General features: G+C 40.7%; 6 protein-coding genes. 3 read left to right on the plus strand and 3 right to left on the minus strand.

The genetic code is table 11. The features are described from left to right. Positions 1-472: 472 nt before the first annotated feature. From lon to B0185_RS04865, 3 genes are all read right to left on the minus strand, one after another. On the minus strand, positions 473-2,875 hold the full coding sequence (gene lon / locus B0185_RS04855) for an endopeptidase La (RefSeq protein WP_005706832.1): 2,403 nt from the start codon (positions 2,873-2,875) through the stop codon (positions 473-475). Positions 2,876-3,025: 150 nt separating this feature from the next. Next, complete coding sequence (gene relA, locus B0185_RS04860; RefSeq protein WP_005706801.1) at positions 3,026-5,221, minus strand: GTP diphosphokinase; 2,196 nt, start codon at positions 5,219-5,221, stop codon at positions 3,026-3,028. A 114-nt stretch (positions 5,222-5,335) separates the two neighbouring features. Next, on the minus strand, positions 5,336-6,019 hold the full coding sequence (locus B0185_RS04865) for a 2,3-diphosphoglycerate-dependent phosphoglycerate mutase (RefSeq protein ID WP_005706845.1): 684 nt from the start codon (positions 6,017-6,019) through the stop codon (positions 5,336-5,338). A gap of 185 nt (positions 6,020-6,204) precedes the next feature. Between B0185_RS04865 and envC the strand changes: the two genes are divergently transcribed. The 3 genes from envC (at position 6,205) to tamB (ending at position 13,301) form a co-directional block, all read left to right on the plus strand. Then, complete coding sequence (gene envC, locus B0185_RS04870; RefSeq protein WP_005706814.1) at positions 6,205-7,380, plus strand: murein hydrolase activator EnvC; 1,176 nt, start codon at positions 6,205-6,207, stop codon at positions 7,378-7,380. 184 nt (positions 7,381-7,564) lie between these two features. Next, the gene (tamA, locus tag B0185_RS04875) at positions 7,565-9,370 is read left to right on the plus strand and encodes an autotransporter assembly complex protein TamA (protein WP_005706857.1); all 1,806 of its coding nucleotides are present in this window, start codon (positions 7,565-7,567) and stop codon (positions 9,368-9,370) included. A gap of 1 nt (position 9,371) precedes the next feature. Next, on the plus strand, positions 9,372-13,301 hold the full coding sequence (gene tamB / locus B0185_RS04880; protein WP_005706784.1) for an autotransporter assembly complex protein TamB: 3,930 nt from the start codon (positions 9,372-9,374) through the stop codon (positions 13,299-13,301). Positions 13,302-13,309: the final 8 nt, after the last annotated feature.

Below are 13,309 nucleotides of genomic sequence, written 5' to 3' on the forward strand. Positions count from 1 at the left end.
TGCCCACCCTCATGGGTAATTGGCTGAATTATATAATCTTTTCCTCGTAATCGGTCCAAAGTAAGCGTGTAGTAAATATCTTTTTCTATCCAATAAAATGATAGCTAACAACCTTATCTGTTTTCGAATCCATCAGGACTAAAATATCTGAACAGCGATGGAAAAATATATCCATGATGCTCAGATATCTATTTTTAAATGCGGTTTAGAGGCTTTATCAATATATCTTTGGATTGTGCTGACCAAACATTGATATTTTATTGAAAGTTACTGGTAGGTTTGTTTTCCAGAAGTGTAATCAGACTAAATTTTAATAGAAGCTAATTTATTCCTAAGGATAAAGGTTTTATTACATTGATGGTAAAAGTAACGCTGAACATTATTTTGTTCATTTTTCAAAAGAGGGCTTAAAGCCTTGTAATATAAGGCTTTAAGCCACTTTTTACCAACACTTTGGTCTATTATATAGAGATTATTGAATCGCTTTCGTTCTTGTTGTTTTCTTTACCTTCACCGCTTTACTCGGCACAATTTCAATACCAAGCGGTGGATTTTCAAGGGCTATAGCCAACACTTCGTCAATAGTTTCCACGGGGTGAATAGAAAGTGCTGCTTTCGCATTAGCTGGAATCTCTTCCAAGTCTTTCTCGTTCTCTTTTGGAATGATGACAGTAGTAATGCCGCCACGATGTGCCGCTAAAAGTTTCTCTTTTAAGCCACCGATTGGTAACACTTTACCACGCAAGCTGATTTCTCCTGTCATCGCTACTTCTTTACGCACAGGATTACCTGTGAGGCTAGAAATCAAGGCGGTACACATTGCAATGCCTGCACTCGGGCCATCTTTTGGCGTTGCTCCATCTGGAACGTGGACGTGAATATCGCGTTTCTCATGGAAGTCGTCAGCAATACCGAGTTTATCAGCACGTGCACGCACGACCATCATCGCCGCTTGGATAGACTCTTTCATCACATCGCCTAAAGAGCCTGTGTAAGAGAATTTACCTTTACCTGGTACAGAAGCAGTTTCAATGGTAAGCAAATCTCCTCCGACTTCTGTCCACGCCAAACCGGTTACCTCACCTACGCGGTTTTGATTGTCCATTTTGCCGTAATCAAAACGTTTCACACCTAGATAATCGGTAATGTTATCTTCATTGACAGTAATAGATTTTAATTTTTTATCCAACACTAACGCTTTTACTGCTTTACGGCAAATTTTGGCAATTTCACGCTCAAGGTTACGCACACCCGCTTCACGGGTATAGTAGCGAATAATACTCATAATCGCCCCATCTTCGATAACCAATTCACCTTTTTTCAAGCCGTTATTTTCTTGCTGTTTCGCAATTAAATGCTCACGAGCAATGTGTAATTTTTCATCTTCGGTATAACCTGAAAGACGAATCACTTCCATACGGTCAAGCAACGCTGGCGGAATATTCATTGAGTTTGAGGTTGCCACAAACATCACATCAGACAAATCGTAATCCACTTCTAAATAATGGTCGTTAAACGCTTTGTTTTGCTCTGGATCTAACACTTCTAATAATGCCGAAGCAGGATCGCCACGCATATCTTGTGCCATTTTGTCTATTTCATCAAGCAAGAAGAGCGGATTTTTCACACCTACTTTTGCCATTTTCATCATCAACGAGCCTGGCATTGAACCGATGTAAGTACGACGATGCCCGCGAATTTCTGCTTCATCTCGTACACCACCTAACGCCATACGCACATATTTACGCCCTGTGGCATTGGCAATCGATTGACCGAGTGAGGTTTTCCCTACTCCTGGTGGACCTACCAAGCAGAGAATAGGACCTTTGAGCTTGTTCAAACGACTTTGTACTGCAAGGTATTCCACAATGCGTTCTTTCACACGCTCTAAGCCGTAGTGATCTTTATCTAAAATCTCTTGTGCTTTGGCTAAGTCTTTTTTCACGGCTGATTTTTTGTGCCACGGCATTTGTAAAATCCAGTCGATATAACCACGGATCACCGCTGCTTCAGAAGAACTTTGTGGCATCGCTTTGAGCTTTTTGAATTCTGCTTCTGTTTTTTCTAACACATCCACAGGTAATTTCGCTTCATTGATTTTTGCTTTCAGTTTATCTAATTCGCTCTGCTCAACATCTTCATTATTGCCGAGCTCTTTTTGGATCGCTTTGATTTGCTCATTTAGATAGTAATCGCGCTGATTTTTTTCCATCTGCTCTTTCACGCGTGCACGAATGCGGCTATCCATCTGCATCGAATCAAGCTCAGTTGCCATTGCAATCAACAAAGCTTCGAAACGTTTGAGTAAGCTAGCCTCTTCTAAAAGCTCTTGTTTTTTCGCAACAGGCGTTAAAAGATTGGCTGAAATCGTATCCACTAAGCGTTCTTGATCGCTGATTTTCTGCAATTTAACTAAAATCTCAGTGGGAATTTTTTTATTATTTTTAACGTAATTTTCGAACTCAGCAAAGGTAGTTTTTGTAAGTGCAGCTAGCTCTTCAGATTCGGCATTATCCGTTGTTTCAATCACGCTTAGCTCTGCCCAAAAACCAGATTCATCATCGTGAGCCTTCTCAATTTTGGCTCGAGTCTGACCTTCCACCAACACTTTCACCGTACCATCTGGTAGATTTAGCATTTGGATAATATTAGCAGTTACACCGATGTCATACATATCATCTAATGTCGGATTTTCATTTTGCGGATCTTTTTGGGTAACAAGAAACAGTTGCTTGTTTGCATCCATCGCAGCACGTAGTGCAAGCACCGACTTTTCACGTCCAACAAATAATGGCATTACCATATTCGGGAACACCACTACATCACGCAGTGGCAAAAGTGGCAATGCAATAGTTTTCTTTTTTCTTGGTGCCATAAATTTGCTCTCTTCTTTAGTTTTAAAATAATTTTCTCATTATGGGGGGTAAAAATGGAAAAACAAGTAATTTTATTACTTTTAATAAGAGTTAAATAAAAATTCCCTCACTAAATAGCAAGGGAATAAGTAAAAGTGAGTATCAATGAATTATCCAGCTCTTCTTGCCTCAATCACATCATCAAGAAGCGTAATACGAGCCAAGATTTTATTCAGCATTGCCACATTGTTCATCTGAATTTCCATATTGATAATTGCAAGGCTACGTTTGGCATCAATACGGCTAGCAACGCTTAATACATTGACTTTCTCGTTTGCCATAATTGCACTCACATCACGCAGTAAACCATTACGGTCGTTGGCAATAATACGAATAGTAAGACTTAAGCCTTCGCCAGCATAACTTCCCCATTGGGCTTCTACCACACGAGTTGGATTAAGGCTTTGTAATTCAAACAGCTGTTCACAATCAGCTTTGTGAATTGAAATACCGCGACCTTGAGTGATATAGCCTACAATCGGATCGCCTGGAATTGGTTGGCAACAGCGTGCAATGGAGTGCATTAAGTTACCCACGCCTTCAATAATTACTTGACCATTTTGGGCTTTTTGATGCGAGTTTTTATTAAGCTGTTTCAATACCGCTTCATCTTCTTGCTCGGCGGTAGGTTTAATTAAACGGCTTTGTAAATAGTGGCTGAGCTGGTTGAGTTTAATATCGCCACCACCAATGCCCGCATACAGATCATCCATCTGTTTGAGGTTGTAACGTGGCAATGCATAAGTTTCGATTTGCTTGTGCGTTAAGCCTAATTTGATTATTTCTGCCTCAAGGGCTTCACGTCCAATCGGGATATTTTTCTCACGATCAAGTTTTTTGAACCATGCAATAATTTTAGAACGTGCTTTTGAGGTATTCACAAAACCTGTGTTTGGATTGAGCCAGTCACGACTTGGATTAGGTTGTTTTTGAGTAATAATTTCAACCTGATCGCCCATTTTGAGATTGTAGGTAAATGGCACAATCTTGCCCGCTACTTTCGCCCCAATGCAGCGGTGACCAATTTCGCTATGAATTGCATAAGCAAAATCAAGAGGCGTTGCATCTTTTGGTAAATCAATCACTTCGCCACGCGGAGTAAAGACATAAACGCGATCGTCAAACACTTGTGAACGCATCTCATCGAGCACATCGCCAGAGTCCGCAATATCATTTTGCCACGCTAAGAGTTTACGCAGCCAAACAATTTTCTCTTCATAGCCTGAACGCCCCGCAGTTGCCCCTTCTTTATATTTCCAATGAGCAGCAACGCCAAGTTCAGCATCATCGTGCATTTTTTGCGTGCGAATTTGCACCTCAATGGGCTTATCTCCTTTGCCGAGTACTACGGTGTGAATAGATTGATAGCCGTTAGGTTTAGGTTGAGCGATATAGTCATCAAAGTGCTCTGGTAGATGTTTATATTGGGTATGAATAATACTCAGTGCAGTATAGCAATCTTCTAATTTTTGCACGATGACGCGAACAGCACGAATATCAAACAATTGATCGAAACGCAGATTTTTTTTCTGCATTTTTTTCCAAATGCTGTAAATATGTTTTGGACGACCATAAACCTGCACTTCGTCTAATTCTTCTTTTAGTGAAGCGGTTAAATCCGCCACAAAATTTGCAATATATTTTTCACGATCGACACGGCGTTCTCCAAGATCAAATTTCGCAATTTGGCGGTAACATTGCGGGTGCAGAGCACGAAAGCAGTAATCTTCAAGCTCCCATTTCAATTGCCCAATGCCCAAACGATTGGCAAGAGGTGCATACACGTGCGAGCACTCTTTTGCCGCAAGTACAATATCTTCTTCGCTATAACGATTTTTGGTTCTGAGATAAGTGATGCGTTCGGCAAGCTTGATGACCACACAGCGGAAATCATCCACCATTGCCAACAGCATACGGCGAATATTGTCGATTTGCAGATCGGAAGCAGAATTAGATGAGAGTTGGCGGATGTTTTCCATCTCCAACACGCCTTTTACCAAGTTTTTCACTTGGTTGCTGAAATCTTCTTTGACTTGCACAAGGTCAATAATATTGCCTTTAACAAGAGGGAAAAGCATTGCGGCAACAAGGCTATCATCATCCATATTCAAGCCATAGAGAATTTCTGCCATTTCAATGCCATCCCACATCAATTCATATTGAGTGGGGTCTAGCTTTTCTTGCGAATATCGCCACGCATTCTGCAATTTATCAAAGGTAACAGGAGACATATGCAACGACTCACTCCAACCAGCGAGTTCAAATGTTGCAGGGTTAAGTTCGTGAGAGTGTCGAATAGCTACCATAAAACCTCCATTGTAATGCAGAGTATAAACGTATTAGGTTGCACTCCATTATAGCCTAAAATAGGGTGAAAAAAAGCCTAGAATTTCCATTCTAGGCTCTCAATTCAAATTGGCTTATAGATAGAATTTCTCTACAAAGTTTAGTTTGTCATCAAGTTTTAACACTAATGGCTGCCCCGTTGGGATTTCGAAATCCATAATTTCAGCATCAGAAATACCTATAATGTGTTTTGCTAATGCACGTAATGAGTTACCGTGAGCCGTTACAAGAACACGTTTACCAGATAATAATGCTGGTGCGATTTGGTCTTCCCAGAAGGGTAAAACACGTTCTAATGTGATTTTTAAGTTCTCAGCATTTGGAATCACATCCTTTGGTAAATGTGCATAACGGCGGTCATTGTGTGCAGAGTTTGGATCGTTCGGATCTAAATCTGGTGGTGAAATATCGTAAGAACGACGCCAGATATGAACTTGCTCATCACCATATTGTTCCGCTGTCGCTTTTTTATCTAAGCCTTGTAATGCACCGTAGTGACGTTCGTTTAAACGCCAGTTTTTCACTTGAGGAATCCATAGTTGATTAGATTCTTCTAATACAATGTTACAAGTTTTGATTGCACGGGTTAATACAGAAGTGAATGCGATATCAAATTCGTAACCAGCGTCTAATAATTTTTTACCCGCTGCTTTTGCCTCTTCGATACCACGTTCTGTTAAATTAACATCACGCCAACCTGTAAATAAGTTTTTAGCATTCCACTCACTGAAACCGTGGCGAATAAAGACTAATTCCATAGGAGCTCCTATTAAGTTGAGTTGATTATGAAAACGGGCTATTTATAGCAAAAAATCCTTGATTTTTAAAGGGTGAGCCACTTTCTTTTTGTAAAAGGGTATAAAAAGTCGTAGAAAAGCTGATTTTCCTCAAAAATTTCACTAGAATAGGCACTGTTTACATCTGCTCTCTTAAGGAATTTTTTGTGAAAATTCACCATCTTTTTGTTCTTATATTTAGCTTATTTGGTTTAAATAGCCTAATTGCGATAAGCAACGCTAATCAACTTTCTGAAATCAACCAAAAAATCGAAAAGCAGAAAAGTAAAATCAATGAAAACCGCCAAAAACGTAATACACTGCAAGCCACACTTAAACAACAAGAAGTGGAAATGGGGCAAGTCTTTACCAAGCTAAAAGATACCGAGAGTTCATTGGCGGATATTCGAGCTTCGATTAAACGTACCGAGCAAGAGATCAAGCGGTTAGAACAGCAAGAAAAAGAGCAAAAAGAGCGATTAAAAGAGCAATTGGAATCAGCGTATCGTTCGGGCATTCATCCTTCTGTGCTTGAGCGGCTGATGTCCGATTCTGCAAAAAATGCAGACAGAATGACCGCTTACTATGAACATATCAATCAAGTTCGCATTGATTTAATTAACGATTTACGCCATACTCAAGAGGAGCTAAAAGCTCGCCGAGATGAGCTAAAAGAGCAGCAGAAGGGACATCAGACGCAGCTTTCGACCCAAAAGAAGCAAGAGCAAGATCTGAAAAAAATGCAGCGTGAGCGTGAAAATACGTTAAAGGCGATTGATAAAACACTGGAAAAAGACCAAAGTCAGTTAGAAGAATTAAAAGCAAATGCTGTAGCTCTTCAACAAAAATTGGTAGTAGCAACTCGCCAAGCAGAAGAGCAGGAAAAACGCGATATTGCTCAGTTAGATGCCAAGAAAAGCCGAGAGGAGAACCGTAAAGCCACGGAAAGCGAGAAGCAGCAAGTGCGAGCTGGCAGTGGTTTAGGCTCAAGCAAATATCCTATGCCTGTTTCAGGTAAAGTGATCACTAAATTTGGTAATGGCTGGAATGGCGTGGTAATTTCAGCTAGTGCTGGCACCCCTGTTCAGGCAATTGCTGGCGGTAAAGTGATGGTAGCGGGCTGGTTACAAGGCTATGGCAATGTCGTAGTCATTAGCCACGGTCGTGAGGATTTATCTGTTTACGGTTACATCCAAAGCATTTTAGTTAAAGAAGGCTCCCGTGTTTCTGCAGGGCAAACAATTGCAACCGTGGGGAACTCTGGCGGTCGAAGTAGCCCCGCCCTTTATTTTGGTATTACCCGTGCTGGGGTAGCGGTAAACCCGTTGAGGTTGGTGAGATAAGTTTATTACTGTCAGTACCATCCTAAGACTCTCGCTCTAGATTATGCATCAATCGGCTCCTATAGGGCTAAAATGACCAAATGATTACTGCCCCGTAAGAACATATTTATAACTAGCCTAGGGGTGTAGCCCTAGGGAATTATTGAACTAAAGTCCTAAATTTTAGGCATTTCAAGGAAATAACGTGCATTTTAAACTTCGTTTTTTAACATTTTGTTGCCTAGTGGCAATCTCTTCATTGAGTTATGCAGAAGAAATCGTAAAAGAAGAACATTCGACCGCTTCTAAGCCGTCAGAAAATAGCAAACAAGCTCAAGTCGATTTAGAGGTCAGAGGTATAGCAAACAGAGATAAAGATGCATGGGCAAATGTACAGATTTTTTTATCTCAAATTGCTCCCGAATATGCCGATGGTTCGGATCGTTACCAATATTTAGTCAAAAATGCCGTCGATAAAGGCTTGCGTGCGAAAGGTTTTTACAATACTAAATATCAGTTTATGCTAGAACCGCGTGAAGGAAAAAAAACACTTTTGGTATTGAATGTTGAGCTTGATAAAGAAACCGTCAAAATTAATGAAACTGATGCACAGATTACTGGCGAAGCGAAGACTGATCCTGATTTTGAACAGCTGCTCACTACCATGCCGAAAAAAGGGGTAACCTTATATCATCGCGTTTATGATAATTTCAAAAGTAGCCTAGAAGGTCTCGCCTTTAAAAAAGGCTATTTTGATGGGCATTGGCTCTATCATCGCCTTGAAGTATATCCAAACGAGCATTCCGCCGATTGGCGATTAGGTTACGACAGCGGTGATCGTTATCGCTATGGAGAAATCCAATTTACCGATAATCAAATTCGTGAAGATTATTTACAGAATATTCTTAAAATCCATACGGGCGAGCCATACAACAGCAATGATTTAACTACACTGACTTCGGATTACACATCAAGCAATTGGTTCTCTTCCGTATTAGTTGAGCCAAAACTGAATGAAGAGCAAAAAACGGTGGATCTCAATGTTCTGTTCCAGCCACGTAAGCGTAATGAGATGGAAATTGGTTTAGGTTTTGCAACAGATGTTGGCCCACGTTTGCAATTTAACTGGAAGAAGCCTTGGATTAACAGCCGAGGACATAGTTTTGAATCACGCACTTACATTTCTCAGCCTGAACAGACTGCAGAATTTGGCTACAATATTCCTGTGCGAGCGAACCCGATTCACTACTATTACCAAGTGTCTGGTGGGATTGAGCGTGAAGATCAAAATGATACCAAATCAACCGCTGCAACTTTGGGCTTAATGCGATTTTGGACACGTGAGACTGGCTGGTCGTTTTCGACTGGCTTGAAAGTACGCTACGATTCCTTCACGCAAGCAAATATTTCTCATAAAACGTTGCTAATTTATCCAACAGCATCTTTAAATCGTACGCGTTCAGATGGGCATCGTTTCCCATTGTGGGGCGATACGCAAAAATTAACGGTGAACTGGGGTTTGAAAGATCTGACTTCGGATGTTAATTTTTATAGCTGGAAACTCTCTACTGCTTGGATTCGAACTTACTTTAAAAATCACCGCTTTGTACTACGTGGCGAGGTGGGCAGTATTCACGCTAAAGAGTTTGAACAAATACCACCTGCATTACTCTATTTTGCAGGAGGAGATATGAGTGTGCGAGGCTTTGGCTATAAAGATATTTCGCCACGTGATCCAAATAACGGAAAACAGATAGGTGGTTCTCGTTTAGCCACAAGTTCGATGGAATATCAATATCAAGTTTATCCAGATTGGTGGGCTGCAGCTTTTTATGATACAGGATTAGCTTCCAACAAATTCAACCGCAAGGATTTACATGCAGGAGCAGGCATTGGTGTGCGTTGGGCATCCCCCATTGGTTCCATCAAACTTGACGTCGCAATGCCAGTGAAATCGCCAAATAATAAAAAAGGCGTGCAAATTTATATTGGATTAGGTTCAGAACTTTAGTATGCAAGAACAAGAAATGACAGAAAAATCAAGCGAAACAGAAAGCAAACAGTCAGTTACAAAACCAAAAACAAAGGGTAAGTTTCTCCGTTGGGTGTTGTGTGGGATTCCGCTACTTTTGTTTGGCGGGATAGGCTATCTTACTACAGGTTACGGGCAACGCTCGGTCATTCATTTGGCTGATCGCTTATTAGATGAACTTTCTATTGAACAGGTTGAAGGTAGCTTGCAAGAAGGACTAACGCTTACTAATGCCCAATACAAAATGGCGGGTATAGATGTTTCTACTGGCTTAGCACAGTTACATTTCGATTTTTCTTGCTTATGGCAATATGATGCTTGCCTTGAAAACTTGAGCTTAAAAGATATGCAAGTTGCGATTGACACCAGTAAACTTCCGCCATCTAAACCTCAAGAAGAAAGCGAGCCTTTTACCGAACTTAACCTACCGCTTGGGATTACCGCGAAAAAGATTGCGTTGGATAACATCAGCGTAAAAGTGGATGAGTTAGATATTCAACTTGATCATTTCCAGTCAGGCATTCAAGGTAAAGGGCGTTCTGTTATCCTTTTCCCAACCGAGTTAAGTGGCTTGGCAATTTCGCTTGCTCCAATGGAAGCAGAGAATTTAGAGGCGAAACAAACGCTTCAATCTGAAGAACAATCTGCAAAAGAGCCGATTGATTGGGCTACTATTCAGCAAACGCTAAATTCGCCATTTTTAACCAAAAAACAACCGCTTGTTTTGCCGCTTGATTTCAATATTGAACAGCTGAATTTAGCCAATATCAACATCACTCAAAAGCCATTAACCCCAGATGAGAAACCGAGCCAGGTTTTTAATTTAGATCAGGCAACCTTAAAGGCAAAAGCAGATCACCAAACGGTTGAAATTAGCCGTTTAAATCTGAAAAGTCAGCAAGGCAATCTTTCCGCACAAGGGCTGCTGATGCTAAACGGGGATTACCCGCTTGATTTGCAACTACACGCAGAAGGTTTACAAAACTTCTCATCGGCTATTCCTATGGATAATGCCGATGTCGCCCTTTCTGGCGATCTTTTCCAGAAAACTGCCTTAAATGTGAAAACGATAGGGGCAATTCAAGCCGAATTAACAGGCGATATTGCCTTAACCACGGAGAAAAATCCGTTTAATCTCAGCCTAAAAATCCCATCGGCAAGCTATGCTATCACGCAGGATAAAAATGACCCGCTGAAATTAAATAATGTTGCATTGAATTTACAAGGCAATATGAGCCATTATCAACTCTCACTTTCTGGCAATACGAAGGGAGCGAATATTCCTGCTACAAGTGTGAATTTAAAAGGTAATGGCACTATTACCCATTTTGCCATTGATGACCTAAATTTAACCGCTTTAGACGGCAAAGCTCAGCTTTCTGGCTCAGTGGATTGGCGTGATAGAATAGAATGGCAAAGCAAATTACAGTTCAATAATATCAACACAAAATCTCTCTCTCCAGATTGGGCTGCAGTATTAAGTGGTGATCTTGAAAGTAAAGGTTATGCCGCTCGCGGGGAAGAGCACAATGAATGGGCGGTAGATGTGCCCAAAATGGACATCAAAGGGACTCTTTCACAACGTACTTTACAGCTTCAAGGACAATTGAAGTCCGATCATCAAACCTTGTTGAACGTACCAAATGCAACCTTGATTTATGGCGAAAATCGCATCGCAATGCAAGGCGTGTTGGGTGACAATTCAAACTTTACCGCCAATCTAAACGCCCCTAATTTACAAGGTTTAGTGCCACGTTTAAAAGCGGGCATCAAAGGTGATATAACGCTTTTGGGTAAAGTGAGCGAGCCAAACTTAGTGCTCGATCTAACTGCCAATAATGTGGCGTATGATGATCTTAATTTACAACATTTAACGGCGAAAGGGAAAGTTACGACCGAAAAAACCATTCAAGGAGATGTAGCATTAACTCTGCAAAAATTTGCCTATGGCGAAATTAAAGTTGAAAAGGGCGATCTCTATGCGAAAGGCTCGGAGGCACAACATAGCCTCACATTCAATGTAAAAGGCAATCCGATCTCTGCTAATTTGCAACTTTCTGGCAAATTTGACCGCTTGCAACAGGTGTGGAATGGACAAATTAACCAATTAGTAATTGAAAACCAAGAACTAGGTAAGTTTAAAACTAATCAAGCTGTGAATGTGAACTACAACAATCAGCAAATTAACGCTCAAGTGTCTCCACATTGCTGGTTAAATTCGCACGCAGAACTCTGTTTCCCACAAACCTTTAATGCGGGGCTAGAAGGAAAAATTCCATTTGAGATCAAACGATTAGATTTAGCAATGCTAAAAAGCTATTTAGATAACAGCACGCAATTATCAGGCATTCTTTCGGCAAAAGGTGATGCTGCATGGTTTAAAAACAGAGCACCGCAAGTAAATTTGGAGGTCAATTCACATAGACTAAAATTTACGCAAGCTTTATCGGAGGGCAAAACGTTTCCTATTACTGCGAGCCCACTTAAAATCAACGCTCATTTGGCAGACAATAATCTGAACCTCAAAACAGATTTACGAATTGAAAATAACGGGCGATTAGCAACAGATTTAGTGATCAAAGACATTACCAAGTCACGAACATTATCTGGACAAGTTGAGATTGATCAGCTTTCGCTTCGTTTAATCAAACCGCTATTAACGGGAGGAGAATCGGTCGATGGAAATATCAATGCGAAATTGACGATGGGCGGAAATGTGCTTGCACCACAATTACACGGGCAATTGGGCTTGAGTAATTTACGTGCGAAATCGGTTTCAATGCCGTTTGATATTACCGATGGACACTTGGCGATGCATTTTCACGGAGCGAGTTCTACTCTTTCGGGTGTCATTCAAACTCCAGAAAGTGATCTGCATTTAGACGGTTCCGCTGACTGGCGAAAACTAGATGCGTGGAGAAGTACAATTAATGCCCGTGCGAATCGTTTTAAAGTAAGTATGCCAAATATTGGAAAAGTCGAAGTAAGCCCGAATATTTCGGTTTCAATCACACCAAAAGAGCTTGAATTAGGCGGCAACATTGATATTCCGTGGGCAAGAATTGAGGTTGAAGAATTGCCAGAAAGTGCGGTAAGTGTGAGCGATGATGAAGTGATTATGGATGGTTCAATGAAGAAAAAAATCCCTCTGAGACAGCATCAAATTCCTCAAACCACCTCAAGCGGAATGGCAATTAAATCGAACATTAACATTCATATTGGCGATGATGTGAAGCTCAATGCTTATGGCTTGCAAGCAAATTTAGATGGAACCATTGCGGTGCGTCAAGGCAAACAGGGTTTAGGACTGTATGGACAAGTAAATTTAACCAAAGGGCGATATGCTTCATTCGGGCAAGATTTAATTATCCGCAAAGGGCAAATTAGCTTTGCAGGTCTACCTTCTCAGCCAAGTTTGAATATTGAGGCAATCCGTAATCCAGAGGCAATGGAAGATAGCTCAATTACGGCTGGCGTAAAAGTGATAGGCTTGGCGGATAGCCCTGAAGTTAAAGTCTTCTCAGAACCTGCCATGTCGCAAAATAATGCTCTTTCTTATGTACTAACTGGACGCTCTCTTGATAGTGGGGGCGATGGTAACCCGAGTAATTCAATGACAGCAGCATTACTGGGATTAAGTTTAGCTAAAAGTAGTAAAGCAATTGGGAAAGTAGGTAGTGCTTTTGGGTTAAATGATTTAAATGTAAGTACAGCAGGCATTGGAGATAATACTAAAGTAGAAGTAAGTGCAAACCTAACCCCTAAATTTAAAGTGAAATATAGTGTGGGAATTTTTGCCCCTTTAACTGAACTCACTTTACGCTATAATCTCGCACCAAAATTGTATTTACAATGGATTTCTAGTGTAAACCAAGCAATCGATTTAATGTATCGTTTTGACTTTGATTAAAAATATGT

The organism is Haemophilus parahaemolyticus, from assembly GCF_002015035.1.
Classification (GTDB): Bacteria; Pseudomonadota; Gammaproteobacteria; order Enterobacterales; family Pasteurellaceae; genus Haemophilus_A; species Haemophilus_A parahaemolyticus.